General features: G+C 61.2%; 21 protein-coding genes. 9 read left to right on the top strand and 12 right to left on the bottom strand.

Features of this window, described 5'->3' with window-relative positions; genetic code table 11:
* Positions 1 to 13 precede the first annotated feature (13 nt).
* Together RBB29_RS01790 and RBB29_RS01785 are read right to left on the bottom strand one after the other, a co-directional pair.
* Complete coding sequence (locus RBB29_RS01790; RefSeq protein ID WP_306113441.1) at positions 14 to 904, bottom strand: hemin ABC transporter substrate-binding protein; 891 nt, start codon at positions 902 to 904, stop codon at positions 14 to 16.
* Positions 901 to 1,959 carry a hemin-degrading factor gene (locus RBB29_RS01785; RefSeq protein ID WP_306113440.1) on the bottom strand — a complete coding sequence of 353 codons (1,059 nt, stop codon included), beginning with the start codon at positions 1,957 to 1,959 and terminating at the stop codon, positions 901 to 903. Before RBB29_RS01785 ends, RBB29_RS01790 begins: the two co-directional genes overlap by 4 nt.
* 226 nt (positions 1,960 to 2,185) lie before the next feature.
* Here RBB29_RS01785 and RBB29_RS01780 point away from each other — a divergent pair, with 226 nt between their 5' ends.
* Positions 2,186 to 4,201, top strand: a complete 2,016-nt coding sequence (locus tag RBB29_RS01780) for a TonB-dependent receptor domain-containing protein (RefSeq protein ID WP_306113439.1) — start codon at positions 2,186 to 2,188, stop codon at positions 4,199 to 4,201.
* 69 nt (positions 4,202 to 4,270) lie between these two features.
* On the opposite strand, the gene RBB29_RS01775 is transcribed toward RBB29_RS01780, so the two are convergent.
* Genes RBB29_RS01775 through RBB29_RS01745 form a run of 7 tightly spaced genes read right to left on the bottom strand, consistent with a single transcriptional unit; the run spans position 4,271 to position 9,530 of the window.
* Positions 4,271 to 5,212: an energy transducer TonB gene (locus RBB29_RS01775; protein ID WP_306113438.1), complete on the bottom strand. Its 942-nt coding sequence runs from the start codon at positions 5,210 to 5,212 to the stop codon at positions 4,271 to 4,273.
* Complete coding sequence (locus tag RBB29_RS01770; RefSeq protein ID WP_306113437.1) at positions 5,212 to 5,601, bottom strand: biopolymer transporter ExbD; 390 nt, start codon at positions 5,599 to 5,601, stop codon at positions 5,212 to 5,214. The genes RBB29_RS01775 and RBB29_RS01770 overlap by 1 nt, the downstream gene beginning before the upstream one ends.
* Positions 5,598 to 5,978 carry a biopolymer transporter ExbD gene (locus tag RBB29_RS01765; RefSeq protein WP_306113436.1) on the bottom strand — a complete coding sequence of 127 codons (381 nt, stop codon included), beginning with the start codon at positions 5,976 to 5,978 and terminating at the stop codon, positions 5,598 to 5,600. The genes RBB29_RS01770 and RBB29_RS01765 overlap by 4 nt, the downstream gene beginning before the upstream one ends.
* Positions 5,971 to 6,624 carry a MotA/TolQ/ExbB proton channel family protein gene (locus RBB29_RS01760; RefSeq protein ID WP_371931404.1) on the bottom strand — a complete coding sequence of 218 codons (654 nt, stop codon included), beginning with the start codon at positions 6,622 to 6,624 and terminating at the stop codon, positions 5,971 to 5,973. The genes RBB29_RS01765 and RBB29_RS01760 overlap by 8 nt, the downstream gene beginning before the upstream one ends.
* Complete coding sequence (locus tag RBB29_RS01755) at positions 6,624 to 7,058, bottom strand: hypothetical protein (protein WP_306113434.1); 435 nt, start codon at positions 7,056 to 7,058, stop codon at positions 6,624 to 6,626. Before RBB29_RS01755 ends, RBB29_RS01760 begins: the two co-directional genes overlap by 1 nt.
* A 39-nt stretch (positions 7,059 to 7,097) precedes the next feature.
* On the bottom strand, positions 7,098 to 7,421 hold the full coding sequence (locus RBB29_RS01750) for a hypothetical protein (RefSeq protein WP_306113433.1): 324 nt from the start codon (positions 7,419 to 7,421) through the stop codon (positions 7,098 to 7,100).
* 9 nt (positions 7,422 to 7,430) lie between these two features.
* Positions 7,431 to 9,530 carry a TonB-dependent receptor gene (locus RBB29_RS01745; protein WP_306113432.1) on the bottom strand — a complete coding sequence of 700 codons (2,100 nt, stop codon included), beginning with the start codon at positions 9,528 to 9,530 and terminating at the stop codon, positions 7,431 to 7,433.
* 239 nt (positions 9,531 to 9,769) lie between these two features.
* On the opposite strand from RBB29_RS01745, the gene RBB29_RS01740 reads away from it, so the two are divergent.
* Both RBB29_RS01740 and RBB29_RS01735 read left to right on the top strand, forming a co-directional pair.
* On the top strand, positions 9,770 to 10,105 hold the full coding sequence (locus tag RBB29_RS01740; protein ID WP_306113431.1) for a hypothetical protein: 336 nt from the start codon (positions 9,770 to 9,772) through the stop codon (positions 10,103 to 10,105).
* Between the two features lie 9 nt (positions 10,106 to 10,114).
* Positions 10,115 to 11,677, top strand: coding sequence for a PepSY domain-containing protein (locus RBB29_RS01735; RefSeq protein WP_306113430.1), 1,563 nt, complete (start codon positions 10,115 to 10,117; stop codon positions 11,675 to 11,677).
* Between the two features lie 24 nt (positions 11,678 to 11,701).
* Here RBB29_RS01735 and RBB29_RS01730 read toward each other — a convergent pair whose 3' ends face one another.
* Together RBB29_RS01730 and RBB29_RS01725 are read right to left on the bottom strand one after the other, a co-directional pair.
* Positions 11,702 to 12,613 carry a DMT family transporter gene (locus tag RBB29_RS01730; RefSeq protein WP_306113429.1) on the bottom strand — a complete coding sequence of 304 codons (912 nt, stop codon included), beginning with the start codon at positions 12,611 to 12,613 and terminating at the stop codon, positions 11,702 to 11,704.
* A 157-nt stretch (positions 12,614 to 12,770) separates the two neighbouring features.
* Positions 12,771 to 13,340, bottom strand: a complete 570-nt coding sequence (locus RBB29_RS01725) for a DNA-3-methyladenine glycosylase I (protein ID WP_306113428.1) — start codon at positions 13,338 to 13,340, stop codon at positions 12,771 to 12,773.
* A gap of 112 nt (positions 13,341 to 13,452) precedes the next feature.
* Between RBB29_RS01725 and RBB29_RS01720 the strand changes: the two genes are divergently transcribed.
* The 6 genes from RBB29_RS01720 to gcvA all read left to right on the top strand — a co-directional run bounded on the left by RBB29_RS01720 (position 13,453) and on the right by gcvA (position 19,555).
* Positions 13,453 to 14,289, top strand: coding sequence for an EAL domain-containing protein (locus RBB29_RS01720; protein ID WP_306113427.1), 837 nt, complete (start codon positions 13,453 to 13,455; stop codon positions 14,287 to 14,289).
* A gap of 133 nt (positions 14,290 to 14,422) precedes the next feature.
* Positions 14,423 to 15,598 carry an acetyl-CoA C-acetyltransferase gene (locus RBB29_RS01715; protein ID WP_306113426.1) on the top strand — a complete coding sequence of 392 codons (1,176 nt, stop codon included), beginning with the start codon at positions 14,423 to 14,425 and terminating at the stop codon, positions 15,596 to 15,598.
* Between the two features lie 187 nt (positions 15,599 to 15,785).
* Positions 15,786 to 16,508: an acetoacetyl-CoA reductase gene (phbB, locus tag RBB29_RS01710; protein ID WP_306113425.1), complete on the top strand. Its 723-nt coding sequence runs from the start codon at positions 15,786 to 15,788 to the stop codon at positions 16,506 to 16,508.
* A gap of 153 nt (positions 16,509 to 16,661) precedes the next feature.
* A complete protein-coding gene (locus RBB29_RS01705) occupies positions 16,662 to 18,068 on the top strand; it encodes a heme peroxidase family protein (RefSeq protein ID WP_306113424.1) in 1,407 nt (468 codons plus the stop codon).
* Between the two features lie 78 nt (positions 18,069 to 18,146).
* Positions 18,147 to 18,314 carry a hypothetical protein gene (locus tag RBB29_RS01700; protein WP_306113423.1) on the top strand — a complete coding sequence of 56 codons (168 nt, stop codon included), beginning with the start codon at positions 18,147 to 18,149 and terminating at the stop codon, positions 18,312 to 18,314.
* A gap of 290 nt (positions 18,315 to 18,604) precedes the next feature.
* Positions 18,605 to 19,555, top strand: a complete 951-nt coding sequence (gcvA, locus tag RBB29_RS01695) for a transcriptional regulator GcvA (RefSeq protein WP_306113422.1) — start codon at positions 18,605 to 18,607, stop codon at positions 19,553 to 19,555.
* On the opposite strand, the gene RBB29_RS01690 is transcribed toward gcvA, so the two are convergent.
* The gene (locus RBB29_RS01690) at positions 19,552 to 19,722 is read right to left on the bottom strand and encodes a YdcH family protein (RefSeq protein WP_306113421.1); all 171 of its coding nucleotides are present in this window, start codon (positions 19,720 to 19,722) and stop codon (positions 19,552 to 19,554) included. The two genes, gcvA and RBB29_RS01690, sit on opposite strands and share 4 nt — an antisense overlap.
* Positions 19,723 to 19,760: the final 38 nt, after the last annotated feature.

The raw sequence follows: 19,760 nt of genomic DNA, 5'->3' as shown, positions 1-19,760 counted from the left end.
CCTGAACCATCGCTCAGGGCGTGTAGAGTGTTTCGCTCAGCTCGGTCACGGCCTCCGCGGTGCGCGGGCCGAAACCAAGCAGGTAAAGACCGTTCATCCGAACCACGGCGTCGTTCCTTGCCGCGGGCGTCGGGCTCAGCGCGGGCATCGAAAAGAGCGTCCGGTTGTCCGCGCCATGATCATCCGTGCGATCCATCATCAGGATCACGTCCGGCTGTGCACGGCTGACGGCTTCATCGGTCATGGGTTTATACCCTTCGAACTCGGTCACGGCGTTGTCGGCCCCGGCAAGCCTGATGATGGCATCCGCGGCGGTGTCAGAGCCCGAGGCGAGAATACGCCCACCTTGGGTGCTCAGGACAAAGAGCACACGCTTTCGCTCGGTACCGGCCATTTCAGATGCCCGCTCCCGGGCGGCGTCCATTTTTGATTGAACGTCTTCGGCAAGGGCGTCCGCCTCCTCCGACACGCCAAGGGCGTGACCGACAACGCGGATCTTCTGTGCGATCCCGGCGCCGTCACGCACCAGCGGGACGGTGATAAAGGGGATATCCGCCGATTTCAGCACGTCGATGGTCTCGGGCGGTCCGGCGCCCTCTTCGGAGAGGATCATCGCCGGATCGACCGCCAGAACACCCTCGGGAGAGAGCGCGCGCATATACCCCACATCCGGCAGGTCATGCGCCTCAGGCGGATAGACGGAGGTGGTGTCGCGGGCCACCAGCCTGTGTTCCTGACCAAGCGCATAGACGATTTCGGTCACCGATCCGCCGATGCTGAGAATCTCAGCATGGGGGTTGTCGCCGCTCTGGGCTTGCGTGTTCGACACCGCGACGGCGATGGCCGCACCCATGAAGGACATCATAATGGCGGGTACGAGACCCGCAGTTTTGCACGCCTTCATTCCTGGAACTCCCGTGTTTTGAGGTCGGGTAGACCCGCCACCAAGTCCCGCCAGGCCGGGCGGCTGTCGCGGCCTTCCTTGCCGACGCCAAACATCTGGAATATCAGACCACCCCTGTCATTGAACGCCTCTAGCGAAACCGCCGCGCCGCGCTGCGTCGGTTTGTCGACGGCCCAGACCTCGGCAATGTGATCGAGGCGCAGATGCAGATTGAAGCCCGGGTCGAGCACGTTCTGCCAGGGTCCCATCTCCTTGAGCGTCACGATCGGCCCCTGGTGGATCTGGATGCAGCCCCGGTTGCCGACAAACACCATTACCTCGGTCCCGTCCTCGGCCAGTTGCTTGAGCGCCAGGTTGACCGCGGCCGGTTCCACGGCACGGACAAAGGGCGCGCCTGCGACGCGGTAGGCCCCAAGGCGGTTCATCTTGAGCTTGGAGGTCAGGCGCAGGAACTGGTGCGTGTCAGTCATCCGCTTCCATTCCTTGCGCAGGATTTCGGCCTTGCCTGCATCGGATTTCGGCGCTTCGGGCGGCTTGCGCGGGTCAACCTCCAACTCGGGTGACTGATCCGCCAGTTGCAGATCATGGCGCAGGTCCTGCCACGCAAGGTGGTTCGACGCATCGCGCAGGAAAATCTTGTGTACCGCGTCGCCCGCGGCATCAAAAACCTGAAGACTGCGGCGCGTGCCTGCATCCGTGGGGGCCTCGACCATGAAGGCGTGTTTCCAGTGTGACGGGAAAATCCGCAGGTCGATATCGTCGGTCAGGACCATCGCCGCATGGGCGCCGGGGTGGTAGTTGTCGTAGATTCCCACCTTCTCGTGCACGCAGCTATCGTTGCGGGTGAGCGCCATCACCTCCCCCAGGATCTGTGCGGCCCACATGATCCGGTCGGGATGCGGATCGACCCGCGTCACCCCCTTACCGCAATCGGCCGCGACCAGTTCGGCCTCGCTGATCTTCAGCTTGTCGGCAAGGTCACGCGCCCGCAGCTTGAGGTTTTCAGATTTGGCGGCTCGGATTTCTTCGGCACCCAGGATTGCGGTTTCAGCCATAGCACCCTCTTTCAGAGAAAAATGATGGCTTCATCCGGATACGCAGATGTGGCTGAGGCAACGCCGGGAGTTCAGCGTTAAAATTCTTGACTCTTTTAGTATGATTCCTTAGGGCCGCACAAGTCAATAAAAGTTAACGCCCCTAAATTGGGAGCAAAAAAGACCGCGCCAGCATCCAGCAAGCAAATCGGTATCACGATGATTTGCGAGGACAGAACACATGTTGATGACGCGGAAAGCACGCCTGGCCGTGCTGGGGACGACAAGCCTTTGCCTGTTGACGGGCACGTCCCTGCCCCTCATGGCGCAGCAGGAGGGTGAGGGCGAATTCCTGGGCACGATCACCCTGGGCGAAAGCAAACGGGAGTTGCGCACCGATACCGCCACGGCCATCACCGAGATCGATCAGACCGAGATCGACGACCGGCAGGCCGGCACGGTGGCGGAGCTGATCGACTCGGTCCCGGGCGTCTCCCTGGTGAACGGCGCCACCGCCCAGGGGTCGGGGATCAACATCCGTGGCTATGGCGCCAACGACACCTTCGGCACCGATCAGAAAGTACTGATCCAGGTTGATGGTGTCACCCGTGGCAGCGAAGAGCTGTACCGGATCGGCAACCAGCTCTTCACCGACCCGGCGCTTTACAAGGAGGTCGAGGTCATCCGCGGCACCGTGGGGTCATTCGAATATGGCTCCGGCGTGGTCGGCGGGGTGGTTCGCCTGGAGACCAAGGATGCCTCGGATTTCACCGGCGGTGAGGTTGGGCTACGGTTTCGCCAAACGCTGGAGTTTCAGACCAACGGCGAGGGCATCACCAGTTCGAGCATCCTGGCGTGGCAACCCACCGAAAAACTCGAATTTCTCGTGAACTACACCGAGCGTCACCTCGGCATTCAGGAAGACGGCCGGGGTCAGCCGATCAACCCGGCAGGCGGGGGCGTCGATGACCCCTCATACCTGCTCAAGGGCAAATTGACCTTTGGCGAGGATGACGCCCATTCACTGACCGCATCGTATACCCGCACCCGCTCAACACAGTTCGATGTCCCCTACGACACGTTTGGCCTCGGTGTCGGTTTCGGCAATGTCGACCGCGATGTGACGAGCGAAACCGCCATGGTCAGATACGGGTTCAACCCGTCGGATAACGACCTGATCGACCTGACATTCCAGGTTTCCTACGCCAACGAAGAGATCGAGCAGACCCCGACGCCGTTTTCGCCGCCCATTCCGTTGCTTGATGCGGATCATCGGTATGAAACCACCACCGTGACCCTGAAGAACCGGGCGTTGTTTGACACCGGTGGCGTCGGGCATGACCTTGTGGCCGGTGTCGAGTATATCCAGCGCGAACGGCTGGACGCCTCCTCGGCGCCGGGCGGTGACGATCATCGCTGGGCGATCTTCGCGGTCAACGAAATGTCGTTCAGCGACGCATTCACCGTCACGCCGGCAATCCGCTATGAAACGTCCGAAATCCAGGGCTCGACCGCACCGAATAATGGCCGGTTCACCGACGAGGCGCTGATGGGGGGCGTTTCGCTCCGCTATGCGTTCGCAAACGGTTTCGCCATCTTCGGCAGCGCCGCTTATACCGAAGTTCTGCCGCCGATCGACGATCTGGACAATCTTGCACGGATCGAAGAGAGCGAGAAATCAAGAACTTACGAGATCGGCGCCTCCTACGAGAAAACCGGCGCATTCCGGTCGGGCGACAAGCTCGCGCTCAAGGTCAACCTCTATGAGACCGAGCTCTGGGACGTGACCTCGTTTGTCGTCAATACGGCACCGTTCGGGCCGCCCGTCTTTGTCCCGCTCGACAATATCAAGACCCGCGGGATCGAATTTGAAGGCTCCTACGCGATGCAGAACGGCCTTTACTTCGATGTGAATGCCAACATCACCGATGGCGAGGAGACAACCGCCGCCCAGGTCAGGCAGGACTGGCGCAACCAGGCGGCGGACAGCCTGCGGCTGACCGTGGGCAAGCGGATTGCCGACACCTATGACCTGAGCTGGGAGGTGGTTGCCAATGACGCGATCGAGATCAACGGCACCCGCAGTTCCAGCTTCGTGATCCACAACCTGCGGGCCACGATTGCCCCTCGGAACGGCGTCTGGAAAGACACCGAGTTCCGCATCGGGGTCGAGAATGTGTTCGACAAGCAATACGAACCCCGGCTGTCCACGCGGCCATCTCCGGGACGGAATTTCAAGTTTACCCTGGCCAAGACGTTCTGAGAGCAAGGAAGAGGGCGTCTGCCTGAGGCGCGGTCTGTAACGGGGCCGCGCCTTTTTTGCGACAGCGCGTCAGCGGCCCTTGATGTTGATCGAAAAACTGCGGCGCGCGCCCGCCGGTGGCGGCGGAAACGGCGCGGCCTTGCGCACCACCCGCAGGGCCGCCTGATCCAGTTTGGGCGATCCGGAACTCCGGGCCAGCGAAATCGCCGAAAGCGCCCCACCCGGCGCGATGGTGAAGGCCACGACAGACGTGCCCTTGCTTCCGACACGGGGCTTTGGCACGCGCGATATCTTCTTCATCACCTTGCCCGGGTAGTTGCTAGCCGCTGCGTTGCCGGCCTCCTGCTTGCGCGAGGAACCGACACTCGCCACCTGCTGTTTCTGCGTGGACGAAGCCGAATTCGATCCCGTGGTTGCGTTCTGCTGGGCGTTGCCGCGGGGCTGTGCGGCCTTGTTGGGCTCGGCCTTGGCCACCTTCTTCTTGGGCGTCACACGCTTTTCGAATTCCTTGCTGCGCGGTTTCGGACGCAAGGATGTTGTCACCATGCGCTCATCCTCGGCCTCGATGACCTCGGTCACCTCGGGCTGCGGCGCATCCGGCGTAGGCTCCGGCGGTGTCTCGGCCACCGTCACCTGCGGCACTTCGGCGGGTACCGGCGCGACCTGCGGCAGCGGCGTTTCGGGGACCTCCATCGCCTGGGTCTCCGGTGTCACGGTCTGCGGCTCCGGTGTCACGGCGGCCTCCGGGGTCACCACTTCGGTGGGGTCGGGCGGATTGACCTCTGCCAGTTCCTCCGGTGTGACAGCTTCGGTCACTTCCTCGACCTCTTCGGCGGCAATGCTGCCCTGGGCCATGTCGGCAAAACTGTTGCCAAGGCTGGCTTCGACCGACCCGGCAGCACCCTCCATCTCGATTTCCAATGTGCCGAAATACGACCATAGAATCGCCGCATGAACCGCGCAGGCCGAGGCAAGGGCGATCATCTTCACGGGCCGCGAGGAGGTCAGCATCACTTCACCCCCCTTTCGGTGACAAGCAGTACGCTTTTCGCACCCAGGCCGCGCAGTTCTCCGGCCACTGCAACCAATTGCGCGGCAGGCAGATCGCGGTCCGGCACGATGCGGATAATGTCGCGTTCCTCGTCGGGCTGGCTGGCATAGAAGGCCGCCGCGTCGGCAATCGGCTGGCCTTGGTAACTGAGCGTGCCGTCGGGATGAACGATCAACGCATCAGGGGGCGCGCGGCCCTCAAGATCGGCAGTTTGCACAAGTTGCAGATCGCCGTCCAATGGCTGCGCCACCGTCCCGGCTACCATGAAGAACACGAGCATGAGGAACACCACGTTGATGAGCGCGATGGTGGGTTCCCGGACCGTCTTCTGTCGCTTGCGTCTGATCATGAGCCCAGCACCGTGACCTGCAAGCCGCCCACCCCGCGCAGAACGATCAACAGATCCGCAAGGCGCTGCGCGTTGACGTCGTCCTGAAGGCTGATGAGGACGGGTGTTGCCGCCGCCTCAGCCTGCGGCGGGTCAAACGCGTCGGGCAAGGTTTCCAGCGATTGTGCCTGCCCGTTCAGGCTCAGCGTCTCCGCCGCAAGGCGCAGGAACATCGGCGGCGTCTCGGACGTCGATGTGCCACCGCCCCCCGCTGCTGCGATCTCGACCTCGGCAAAGCGCGAGAAGGTCGAAGACAGCATGAAGAAAAGTAACAGCAGGAAGATGACATCAATCAAGGATGTCAGTGACAGCCGCCGCCGCTCTCGCCGCTTACGCACGGGTCAATGCGCCCTGGGCCGCATCGGTTTCGACCGGGGTCCGGCCATTGGGGTGCAGGATGGTGGCAATGGCGCGCTCGGCAGTGATACGCTCGGCATCCATGCGGCCTTCGAACCAGCTGAGCACAAGTGCGGTTGGCATCGCGACAGCGAGCCCGACCGCGGTGGTCAGCAATGCAACCCAGATGCCGCCTGCGAGGATCGACAGGTCAACCTGTGCACCGGCCCCCTGCAAGGACTGAAACGCCTCGATCATACCAAGCACCGTCCCAAAGAGACCCAGAAGCGGGGCAAGCTGCGCCACGGAATCGAGAAACCGAAATCCGGATTCGAGCCGGGCAAACCGGGTTTCCGCCTCCGCCTCAAGGCGCGTCGTGTCCTCAGGCGAGGCATTCAGCGCCATATCGACCACGGGCGCCAGGTAACTGCGCGATTTGTCCAACGCCCGGGCGGCCGCTGCCCGATCACCCCGATCCCAGGCCGCAACTGCGTCGGACAATGCCCGATGTCGGCCAACCCCGGCAGCGGTGAATTGCCATAGTTTGTAGAGCACGGTGGCCAGTGCCACGATGGAGACGGCGATCAGGATCAGGACGACAGGACCGCCGAGATCGGCAATCTGCCGGATAGGCTCAATGTAACTCATCATCCGGTCACCTCGATTTCCGTGCGTGTCGAAAGTTGCAGGCCGGTCTCACAGGCGCTTGCCGATAGCGCAGGTGCGGCACAGGCGTGGGCGCCGTTGATGAGCACCTGACCAAGCTGCTCACAGGTGGTGCCGGTGACGGAAAACTGCCGCACCCTCGGCCGGCCCGGGGGGAGTGTGCCAAAATCGAACAGGGTGAGCCGGTCCACCTGCCCGCCGACATCGAAAAGCACTGTCTCATAGACGGCTTTGTCGATCGGCTCCGGGTGTCCGTTGATGACCATGAAGGTCAGGGTGCAACTGTCCTCGCCGGACTTGGTGGCGTTCAGTTCGAGAGAGACATTGGCCCCGATCGCCGTTTCATCTGCCAGGCCCGGTGCCGCCGGGATCAGACAAGCGATCAGCAAACAGAGTTTTTTCAGGTCAGGTGCCATTCAGGGCCCTCCAGGGTTTCGTTTCGGTCGTTTCCCGCATCAGTCCATCCAGTTCTGAATTTTGCGCTCGAACTGGTTGCCCATGTGGTCGAGCGCCCTGCGACAGCTGCGCCAGTGATCCGGCGTGATGGCAACCACCATCCACCCAAAGGCGCAGACCGAGCCCATCCAGATCACCACGCCCGCAGCGGTGCCGAACAGAAGCAGAAAAACAGCAGGGACAAAGACCAACGCCCAGCCCGGCCAGGCGGGCGGCGGCGTCGGCGTCAAAGGCGCCAGGCCAAACACGCGGCGGCGTTTGGGGTCGCGCCAACTCAGCCACAGAAGGGCGGCGAGAGAAATGAAAACAGATATCCAGTCCACGCCGCCTCCTCAGAATGTCTTGGTGACAAAGGCGCCAACGGTCAACGGCTCGCCGGTGCGCACCTGGGTGCCGGTGGCGCTCGTGTTGCGCTGCACCGCGTAGTCGCGGTCAAACAGGTTGCGCACATAGACCCCTGTCAGCCAGCCGTAATCGTTTTCGTACATAACCTGAGCATTCACCAACCAGCGGTCATCGCTTCGGTTGCCCACATTGTTTGCCGCATCGAAATAACTGGCGCCGGTGTAGGATGTATCGAGGCTCAAGGTGACACCGCTATCCCACGCATAGCTGCCGCCCACTGCCGCCGTCCATTGCGGTGCGCCCGGGAATTCGTTGCCGGAAAAGTCGACGCCGCCGGTCGTGAAGCGCAGGAACTCAGTCTGTACATATCCAAGCGACCCGAAGAGGCTCAGGTTATCGGTGGCATCTCCCTCGACGGTCAGTTCCGCCCCCCAGAGCTCCGATTTCCCGGCGTTGAGCACATCATTGTCCAACACGTTGCCCGACCGGCCAGGCACCCTGACCTGCTGATCGCGCCACAGGGTGTAGAAGGCGTTTGCAGCCACTCTCAGCGCCCCATTATAGAACTGCCCGCGATAGGCCAGTTCGTAGTTCGTCGTGAATTCCGGGTCGAATTCATTGAGATTTCCATTGAAGCCGTTCACCTGCGCACCACCCGCGCGGTATCCCTGCTGCACCGTGAAACTGACCGACTGATCCGGGGTGAAGTCATAGGTCACCCCCAGTTTCGGCAGGAATGCCTCGTAATCCGTCGATCCGCGCACATTGACCGGCGGCAAGACCGCGGGCGTGGTGGTCGAGGTGTTGGCGAATTTGAACTTCTCGATGTCATAGCGCGCACCGACCGTGAAGGTCAGGCCCGGCAGCAGCCCATCGGCAGCGATGTCCGCTTCGCCGAAAAGCGCAAAATTCTCGATCTTGGTGGGAAAGGTGTCCTCGCGGGTGACAAAGACCCCGTTGGGGACGCCCACCGAAAACCACCCCAGATCGACAACCGCCGTCGAGGGGCGGTTGCTTTCGATCTTGGTGTAGAAAAGGCCGACAACGCCGCTGAGGCCGCCGGTTTCGAACCGCAACCGCAAATCCTGCTCAAATGAATCCGCGTCCCCGGTGGCGGTCAGCGTTCCGAGATCCGCCGCCGTGAAGTCAAAATCCTCGACCCGTTCGTATTCGTGCAGGTAATAGCTTGTCTCAGACTCCAGCGTGAGCATCTCGTTGAGGGTCCAGTTCACCCGGACACCAAGAATGTCATGCTCCGAGCCTTCTCTCGCCCGGACGTTTGAAAAGTTGACGCGGCGGGAGGGAAAGGGTGGCTCTTCGACAAAGTCTTCGCCACCGAAACTGTCGACGTGAGAATAGGAGAACACCACCTCGACATCTTCGGTGGCATTCCAGAGCAGCTTGGCGCGATATGTGGTCATTTCCCGCGCGTCATAGTCATTGGTGCCAAGCGTCGGGTTGATAGTGTAACCGTCGTTCTGGACCTGTTCGGCCGAAAACCGCAGCGCCAGCTTTCCGTCGATGAGCGGCGTGTTTGCCATCAGGGCAAGACGCTGATGATCGCGCGACCCCACTTCGCCATGGAGCTTGAACTCCTGCTCATAGGTCGGGTCTTTCGACCGGATGACCACGGCCCCGGCCAGGGCATTGCGTCCTTGCTGCGTGGATTGCGGGCCACGCAGCACTTCGACCTGCTCCAGATCCCAGGTGGAATAGGGGCCGAAGAAAGTCGCCTGGTTGCTGGGCAGCGCCGCGCCGTCAATCTGCGTTGAAATCAGAAGGCCCTGTCCGCCACCAACGCCGCGCTGATCAATCCCGCGGATCGCAAAGCCCTTTTCTCCGAAGGATGAGACGACATTGGGCGTACGCTCGATCACGTCATAAAGGTCTGTATCGCCCCGTTTTTCCAAGGCTTCGCCGGTTTCGACCGCGGCCGAGGTCGGGCTGTCCTGCAGGGTGCGGGATTGCAACTCCCCGCGCAGGACAATGGTGCCAAGGTCAAAGTTATCGCCCGTTTCCTGCGCCGGGGCCGGGGACACGGCAAGCGCCGACGCGCCGCAAATTGTGATGAAACGAAGACTTGTCATGATGCACTCCAGCCGCGGACAATTCGATTGCTTTCGGACCTGGCAATGGTGCGAAACCGGCTGGGTGCAACGCTGAGCGATTAACCATTTTTTGCATTTCGATCAATACCTAATTAATTTAATCAGAAATAAGCAGATTCGGTTTGAGGCGGTATCGCCTGCCGAGCCGCAGCTTCGGGTCAGCCACGCGACACCGCGATCAGCCAGCCAACCACCTCAGAACGACAACGGCAGATCCAATGACTGACTTCCCCTTGAAAACAACCGATCCCACCGAAGCCGTGACCCCTGTGCGGGCCTTTTCGGACCGGCATGCGCGGGGTCTGAGGTGGTTCCTCGCAGGGCCGGCGGCGCTTGTCTTGTCGATACTCCTGATGGCATCGTTGCCATTGGCCCTTCCCGCGGGACGCGGCGGTGTCAATCACCTGGTGTTGCCGGTCATCTTCTTTCCGCTGATGTGGGCCGTGCTGATCATCCTTCCCGTAGCGTCGGCGCAATTGGCGAGGCTGGCCCGCATCTATCTGCTTATGCTGACTTTCTGCGTCCTCGCCATCGTCACCAATATCATCTTCTGAGAAGCTGGAATGGCACGCGACGCCCTCCAAACCAAACGCCTGATTGCCCTGCATGGCTGGCTGGCAACTGCCCTGTCGCTGCTCCTCTACGCGGTCATGCTGAGCGGCACCATCGTTGTCTTCTCCGACGAGATTGGCGATTGGTCAAACACGACGGCGCCGCGAGCCGACCTTTTCTCGCATCCCGTCGATCGTCATTACCAACGCATTGCGGCGCAGGTGCCCGCGACGCTGAAAGAAGACGTCATTATAGGCGGGGGTCCGCAGGGCACGCTTCGCCTGTTCTTCGGCGGTGCCAGGCCGCGGATTGATGGCGGCGGCGTGGAAACATTCGGGCGCGAATACCTGCTCGATCCGGTCAACGGATCTGTGGTGAGTGCCAAAACCGGTTTCCTGGCCGACCTGTCCGCCGCCCGGCCGCAGGACGCGCTCAAGGATTTCCTGGTCGATCTGCATGTTCGCCTGCACGTTCCGGGCCGCTGGGGCCTCTACCTGACCGGCGTTCTGGGCATTGCCATGCTGGTGGCGGCCCTCACGGGGGTACTGATCCATCGCAACATACTCAAGGAGCTCTTTGTCGCCGAGCGGCCCGGCAAACGGATCGTCTCCGCCCGGGACGCCCATAACCTTGCCGGGGTCTGGTCCCTGCCCTTCGCGATCCTGCTGGCCTTCACCGGCGCCTTCCTGAGCTTTGCCGTGTCGCTTGGACTGCCGGTCGTGGCCATGGTTGCATTTGGCGGGGATCAACGCGCCGCACTCGACGCGGTCATCGGCACGCCAAGGGCCGATAATGCCGCGCCCGCGGCAACCGCCGACCTCGATCGCATCCTGGCTGCGGCGCACCAGATGGCCCAGGCGCCTGTTGCCGTCATCAACATTCACAATGCCGGGCGCGCGGATGCCATCGTCGAGACGTTTCATGGCACGGCGCCAGGCGACGTGCGCGGCGTCTCGCTCGAGTTTTCGGGGGCCACCGGCGCGTTCGAGGGGCAATCACACCTTGTCGGGGCGGCTCCTTCGGTCGGGAATACCTTGGCCGAACTCGCCGCGCCGCTGCATTTTGGCAATTTTGCCGGCAAAGCCTCCCGGATTGTCTGGGCCGCTTTGGGGGCGGCAATGACCTACACGATTGTCTCCGGGGTCGGCTTATGGCTGCGCCGCCGCGACGCGCCCATATGGTCCGGGGCCGCGTGGGTATTTCAGACGGTCGTCTGGGGCCTTCCCCTTGCGATGACGGGCGCGGCTTATGGCTTTTTCCTGTCGCAGTTTCAGGGTGATCCGATGGACCAGGTCGTCACCGCCTTTCTGGCGTCATCGTTTCTGGTGATTGCATTCTGCTTCTTGCGGCGATCCGACCCGCCCCGGCATTTGGCGCGGCACCTGCGGCGAGGTCTCGGGGTCGGGTTGCTGTGCCTGCCGCTCTTGCGCCTGCAGGTTGGCGGCATTTCCTGGGGCGAAGCGATTATGGGCGCAGAGGCCAATGTCATCTTTGTCGATGCGCTCTGTCTTCTGGGCGCTGGTATCTTCCTTGCTGGGTCGCGCCGGGCAAGATTGTCCGCTGCTCATACTTAGCCAGGTTAGCCCTTTCGCAGGTTCTCAGGGCTTTCGGAACGACCGCGATGGCGATGCCCGCCGGGATGCCAGCCCAAGCTGCGCTTCGCGGTAGAGCATGAACATACCACTGCCCACGACGATTGCAGCACCTGCCAACGTGACCGTGTCGGGCCATTCGCCAAAGGCGATCCACCCCAACCCCAGCGCCCAGATCAGGCTGGTATATCGGAACGGTGCGACGAAGCTGATCTCGCCCACGCGCATGACCATGACCGAAAAGAGGTAACCGCCGATCACGAAAAACGCCGCCCCGACGATCAGAATACTGGCCCGGGCGTCCATCGGCACCCATTCCTGCGATCTGCTGGCCAGGCCAAAGACCACCATCACCGCGATGGAGGTCGTCAGCGTAACAACCATCGACGGGGTCTGCGACGAGAGCTTGCGGGTCGACAGATCGCGGAGTGTCACGAAACAGACCGCCGCCAGCCCGTAGAGCGAGTAGCTGTTGAACCCCTCAAGCCCCGGACGCACGATCAGCAGAACACCGACAAATCCGATAACGATGGCCGACAGGCGCCGCCACCCGATGGCCTCCTGAAAAACGACTGCCGCCGCCAGCGTGATCGTCAGCGGCAAGGCCTGCAAAATGGCCGTCACATTTGCCAATGGCAGGTGGAAAAGAGCCGTCAGGAAAAAGTAGGTCGCGCCGATCTCGGCCATTGTTCGCAGGGCGATGAATTTGAGGTCACGCGGCGGCAGGCGCAATGTCAGCGCCCCCATGCGCCAGGCCAGGACCGCCACGGCAACGGAGGTCAGCGTCCCGCGCAGGAACAGGAGTTGGAACAGTGGCAAATCCCCGGCCATCATCTTCATGAGCGTATCGTTGAGCGTGAAGGCCGCCATCGAGGCCATCATCAGCACCGCGCCAGTAAGATTATCGGATCGTGCCATAATGCCCCGCCCTTCGCCTGCGACTAAGACGCGGAAATCGCGGGACAACAAGTGGTTTCTGCTCCGGCACGGTCAATTCACCTCCCGGCAGGCCCGGCACCGATAACCGAATTCACACCTCCCGAACCGGTCACACTTGCCCCGGCTGGCCGTCCTCTCATCGCGCCATCCGCGCGACCTTTTCACGGCACGGGCAGGAAACCAGATGGTCATTGACGAGGCCGCAAGCCTGCATGAAGGCATAGACAATCGTCGGTCCGCAAAATTTGAACCCTCTTTTCTTCAAATCTTTCGAAATTTGTTCGGAAATTTTCGTCTTGGCCGGAACGTCCTGCAATGTCTCGAAACGGTTCTGCAAAGGGCTGCCGCCGACATAGGACCAAAGATAGGTGTCAAACCCGATTTCGGCCTCGATCGCCTGCCAGGCAATGGCATTGGTGATCGTCGCTTCGATCTTGCCACGGTGCCGTATGATGCCGGGATTCTGTAGCAGCCGGGTGACGTCACCCTCTCCCCAAGTGGCGATGACATTTGGATCAAACCCTTGAAAAGCCTCACGGAAATTATCACGCTTCTTTAGAATAGTGATCCAGCTCAACCCCGCCTGGAACCCATCGAGGATCAGCTTTTCCCAAAGCGCGCGGCTGTCATATTCCGGCACGCCCCATTCCTCGTCATGGTAGGCGACATAGATCTCTTCCGGCCCGGCCCAACCACATCTTTCCATTACACTTCCTCCTGACGCGCACGGCAATCAGCCGGCCAATATCATCCCCTCGATTTAACCCATCCTTAGCCCGAACACCCCAGTGTGCAAGCAAACGAATCCGGAGACGACGATGACAACTTCCTTCAACTGGGCTGACCTTCCGACAGGGCATGACAACCCCCTTTCCTATGCCGTCTCGGCCCGGGACCGGTCGGTGATCGAGATGGTCAACCATGCGGTCAAGCACAAGCAGGTCATGCTGGCCTTTCAGACGGTGGTGCCATCGGCCAACCAAAACCATCCGGCGTTCTATGAGGGGTTGATCCGGGTTCTGGACGAAACCGGCCGGATCATTCCCGCCCGCGATTTCATCGACGCGATTGAAACGACCGAGACCGGAAGGGTGATCGACTGCCTGGCGCTGGAGAAGGGTATTCAGACCCTGTCGGAATTTCCGGAGTTGCGGTTGTCGATCAACATGTCGGCCCGGTCCATCGGCTATGGCCGCTGGATAAAGACGCTGAAGCGCGGGTTGAACAATGATCCGACCGTTGCCGAACGCCTGATCCTGGAAATCACCGAAAGCTCGGCCATGCTGGTGCCCGAGCTGGTGGTCGGTTTCATGAACGAGGTGCAGCGCAAGGGGATCAGCTTCGCGCTTGATGATTTCGGCGCGGGCTACACGAGCTTCCGGTACCTCAAGGATTTCTATTTCGACATTCTCAAGATCGACGGGCAATTCATCCGCGGCATCGCCCATGATTCCGACAATCAGATACTCACCGCCGCACTGGCTTCGGTGGCCGAGCAATTCGACATGCTCACCGTCGCCGAAAGCGTCGAGAAACCCGAAGATGCGGAATATCTGACCCAGATGGGGATCGACTGCCTGCAGGGATATTACTTCGGCGCGCCGACCGTGAATCCGCCTTGGCGGGAAAACGGAATGGCGCAAGCCTCTGCCTGACTGACGATTTGACGCGGTTGTCGCCCTGCTGCGGCTGCGGTATGACCACACCAGATGCGGGATGCTGACATGCGCGATGCAACGCGCCGCTGCTGTCCCGTGAGACTTGCAACCGCCTGGTGGAGGACATTCATTGACCAACGTAGTAATTGCATCCGCGGCCCGTACCGCGGTCGGATCCTTTGGGGGATCATTCGCCAACACACCTGCCCATGATTTGGGCGCTGCCGTTCTCGAGGCCGTCGTCGAACGCGCGGGCATCGACAAATCCGAAGTGTCGGAAACCATTCTCGGCCAGGTACTGAGCGCAGGTCAGGGGCAAAACCCCGCCCGTCAGGCGCACATCAACGCGGGTCTTCCCAAGGAAAGCGCGGCCTGGGGGATTAACCAGGTTTGTGGCTCGGGCCTTCGCGCCGTTGCCCTGGGTGCACAGCATATCCAGCTTGGCGATGCGAGCATCGTTGCCGCCGGTGGGCAGGAAAACATGACGCTCAGCCCCCATGTCGCACATCTGCGCGCGGGCACCAAAATGGGCGATGTGAAATACATCGATTCGATGATCCGTGACGGTCTTTGGGATGCGTTCAACGGCTACCACATGGGTCAAACCGCCGAGAACGTGGCCGAGCAATGGCAGATCAGCCGCGACATGCAGGACGAATTTGCCGTCGGTTCGCAAAACAAGGCGGAAGCCGCTCAAAAGGCTGGGAAATTCCAGGACGAGATCACGGCGTTCACGGTGAAAACCCGTAAGGGGGACATCGTCGTGGATGCCGACGAATACATCCGCCACGGCGCCAATATCGAAGCCATGCAGAAGATGCGCCCGGCTTTCACCAAGGATGGCAGCGTGACTGCCGCAAACGCCTCGGGCCTGAACGACGGTGCCGCAGCGACCCTGCTGATGAGCGCGGACGAGGCCGAGAAGCGCGGCATCGAGCCGCTTGCCCGTATCGCGTCCTACGCCACCGCCGGTCTTGATCCTTCTGTCATGGGCGTCGGCCCGATCTATGCAAGCCGCAAGGCGCTGGACAAGGCGGGTTGGAAAGTCGAAGACTTGGACCTGGTTGAGGCCAACGAAGCCTTCGCCGCGCAGGCCTGCGCCGTCAACAAGGACATGGGCTGGGATCCGGCGATCGTGAACGTCAACGGCGGCGCGATTGCCATCGGTCACCCGATTGGCGCCTCTGGCTGCCGGGTGCTAAACACGCTGCTGTTCGAGATGAAACGCCGTGACGCCAAGAAGGGTCTCGCCACTCTTTGCATCGGCGGCGGCATGGGCGTCGCCCTCTGCGTCGAACGTCCGTAAGCACCGCGCGAATCGAACACCGCCGGGGTCGCCACAAGCTGCCCCCGGCGGTCTTCGAGATCCGAAACGACCAAATTTCGGCAAAAAATAGCTGCACTGCGGCATTTTCTTCACGCAATAATGTTGCGCATCATAACCCCAAATAGTAACAGAGTTACCAAACCAATTCGCCAGACTGGAGGACACCATGGCACGAACAGCACTCGTCACCGGAGGCAGCCGCGGCATCGGCGCGGCCATTTCCAAAGCCCTCAAAGCCGAGGGCTATAACGTCGCCGCGACCTATGCCGGCAATGACGAAGCCGCCGCCGCCTTTTCCGAAGAAACGGGCATCAAGACCTACAAGTGGAACGTGGCCGATTACGACGAAAGCGCCGCCGGCATCGCCAAGGTCGAGGCCGAAGTTGGCCCGATCGACGTGGTTGTCGCCAACGCAGGGATCACCAAGGACGCCCCGTTCCACAAGATGACCCCCGAACAATGGCACCAGGTGATCGACACCAACCTGACCGGCGTGTTCAACACCGTACACCCCGTCTGGCCCGGTATGCGCGAACGCAAGTTCGGCCGCGTTATTGTCATCAGCTCGATCAACGGCCAGAAGGGCCAGTTCGCGCAGGTCAACTACGCCGCGACCAAGGCGGGCGATCTGGGCATCGTGAAATCACTCGCTCAAGAAGGTGCGCGCGCAGGCATCACCGCCAACGCCGTCTGCCCCGGCTACATCGCGACCGAAATGGTCATGGCGGTACCGGAAAAAGTCCGCGAGAGCATCATCGGGCAGATCCCGGCGGGGCGCCTGGGTGAGCCGGAAGAGATCGCGCGCTGTGTGGCCTTCCTCGCCTCCGACGACGCGGGCTTTGTCAATGGCTCGACCATCTCAGCCAACGGTGCTCAGTTCTTCGTCTGATCGCCCGACACAAGGTTCACGAGGGGTCGCCCATGGGGCGGCCCCTTTTCTTTGGCGGGTTTCTGCCGTGGTATGGAATCCCCCACTGGCAGCGCGATCTGCTGAAATTCTACCATAGCGGGTATTATTTTCTTAGTTGGAAAGGAATTTCTTATGCCCGCCACGCATGGCCAAAGTGACTTCATCGGCCTCGAAGCCTATTGCAACCGCAATCATCATCACAACGACGGAGACCGTTTCGGACGCATGTTCCCGCAGCTTGCGCCGCTCTTCACCGACCCTCGGGTTCTGGAGCGCCTCGGCAGGCCGGGCGGCCCGATGGATGCCGGCAGCCCGGATGTGACCGCGCAGACCGTCCCGGTGGGGTTCGTGTTTTTCGGCCAGTTCGTCGATCACGACATCACGCTCGACGTCACGACAAGCCTCGATACGGTCAATTCGGCCCACGAGACGCGCAATGCCCGCACGCCAACGCTCGACCTTGATTGCATCTACGGGATGGGCCCCGAGGCGCAGCCCTATCTCTACCACGCATCGGGCGACTTCAAGGGCGTTAAACTCATCACCGGTGCCGATGTGAATACCGGCCCCCATGCCGCCGATGACCTGGCCCGGGTGGGCGATGTGGCCCTGATCGGCGACTTCCGTAATGACGAGAACCGGATCGTCAGCCAAATTCAATTGGCGATGATCCGGTTCCACAACCGCCTCTGCGATGACCTGTCGAGCGATCACTCCGGCAAGGACCTCTATGAAGAGGCACGCCGGTTGACCATGTGGCACTACCAATGGTGTGTCGTGCATGACTTCCTGAACCATATCTGTGGCGAAGGGGTTGTTAGTCGCATCCTCTCCGAAGGTCGGCGGCACTATATGACCGACACCCCGTTCATCCCGGTCGAATTCTCGGTTGCCGCCTACCGGTTTGGCCACGCGATGGTGCCGATGAAGGTACAGACGCAGCAAGGCGGCTCGTCCTTCGAATTGTTCGGCACGGTTCTTGGCAAGGGGTTCAGCCCGGTCACGGACGCGCGCGCCGTGGCCGACATGCACGAGCTATTCGAGACGTTCGAAGGCCGCACCGTGCAACGCGCAGGACGGATGGATGCAAAGATGGCGAGCGATCTGTTGTCCCTGCCCGCGCGCATAGATCCGGCGGGACAGTCGCTCGCCACGCGCAACATGATCCGCGGTCAGAGCTTCCTGCTACCCTCTGGCGAAGCGGTTGCGCGGGAGATGGGACGCCCTGACGCCGAGATCGAACAGGTCAGCGATGCGGCCCGCGCCGAAGAGGCGGACCTGAACGGTGGCACGCCGCTGTGGTACTACATCCTGAAAGAGGCCGAGTTGATCGGGCGCGAGAACCTGGATGGCACCCGGCTGCCGGGCGAAGGGCTAGGACCGGTTGGGGCAACGATGGTGGCGGAAACCATCATCGGCCTGATCGAATCAGATGGCCGCTCGTGGCTTGGCAGCAACCGAAACTGGCGGCCCGAGACGCGCGCGGATAACCCGGCGGTGGAGCTGTCGAGCGTTGGTCATCTCCTGACCTATACCTGATCGGCTGGCGGCATTACCGCGGGTTAACCGATTTGTGCTACAGGTTGGGCCTCTTTACCTGAAATCAGGAAGGGGCCCATGCACGGCCACACCGCATCTCGACCCGCAAGCCACAATCCGATCGCTGCCCGGATTGCCGAGTTGTCCGAAGAATACCTGACGGCCTCGCCACAGAGGCGGGAGGAAATAGGCGAGGAGATTTCCGGCATGATCGCCGGGCGGGTCATCCCGATGATCGGCAGATAGACAGAAAAAGGCCAGTCAGATGACTGGCCTTTCCCTTTTTTCCAAGGCGCTTGCAACGATCACTTGGAAGAATGCGGATGCCTGATCCAATGCCAGAATTCCTTCAGGGCTTCACCACGAGCATCATGGGCTGCGCGGATGGCGTCGCGGGTGCGGGCGTTTGTCGATGCTTCAGTCATGGCAGGGCCTTTCTTATTCGCGTTGTCTGACTTGGGTTAAATATGGATGATGCGACACGCCTTCACAAACGAGACTTTCTTTGGTTTCACTTAAGTGATACTTAACTGATGATGAGTGATCGACTGCCCCCTCTGACCGCTTTGCGCGCCTTTGACGCGGCCGCGCGCCATATGTCTTTTCAAGAGGCCGCCGTTGAATTGAACGTGACACCGGCCGCGTTGAGCTTTCAGATCAAGTCACTGGAAGAGCATTTCGGCGGGCCGCTCTTTATCCGCCTCAACCGCGCCGTTGAATTGACCGAGGCGGGTCGTGCGCTTGCCCCCGGCGCGCGGGACGGTTTTGAAACACTCACCGCCGCCTGGCGCGCCGCGCGCCGGGTTACCGACCACACGTCGCTTACGGTCACAACGGGCCCGTCGTTCACGGCCACATGGCTTGCACCGCGCCTGTACAGCTTTGCACGCGCCCACCCGGACATCGAACTCAGGTTCAGTGCGAGCCTGGCACTGGTCGATCTGACGCATTCCGAAGTGGATATCGCAATCCGCTTTGGTTACGGCCCGGACACGCCGGATCTGCACGCGGAGAAATTCCTGGATGATTGGGTGACCCCGATGATGTCGCCACAATTGGCACAAAAGATCCGCCATCCCGCGGACCTTCAGGACGCTCAATTGATCCATCAGGACGACATCAGGTTTCTCGATCCGCCATGCGATTGGCCCGCCTGGTTTCGGGCGGCAGATTTGCCTGAACGGGATTGGTCAGGACCGCGCTATTCGCAGGCAGACCATGCCATGGATGCGGCCATGTCGGGGGCCGGGGTCATCCTGGGGCGCGGCGCTCTCGCCGCGCGCGCGCTGGAAGAGGGCCGCCTGGTGGCGCCGTTCCGGCTGGCGCTGAAGACGATCGCAAATTATCGGATTATCTGTGAAAAAGGGGCCGAAACCCGGCCCCAGATTGTCGCCTTTCGCGACTGGCTGATCGAACAGACTGCGAGTGTTGCGGTGCTGGCCCGCAATCACGATCTGGTTGACCTGCGAAATGTATCGCCTGACTAGGCGTTGACGCTTAGCCGTGCGATTTCTTCCTTCAACCGCAGTTTCTGCTTCTTGAGTTCAGCGATTTCCATATCACTGGAGCCTGGTGCGCGTTGCGCTTCTTCAACTTGGTTCGAGAGAGATTGGTGTTTCTTCTTCAGTTCCTCAACGTGCGAACTCAAGCTCATGGGCGGTCTCCTCTCAGAAATTTGGAATGGTACGCCAG

The sequence above is a fragment of the Roseovarius sp. MMSF_3359 genome (genome assembly GCF_030733385.1).
GTDB lineage: Bacteria > Pseudomonadota > Alphaproteobacteria > Rhodobacterales > Rhodobacteraceae > Roseovarius.
The sequence above is the reverse complement of the archived record's forward strand: the minus strand, read 5'-3'. Positions and strand labels throughout refer to the sequence as shown.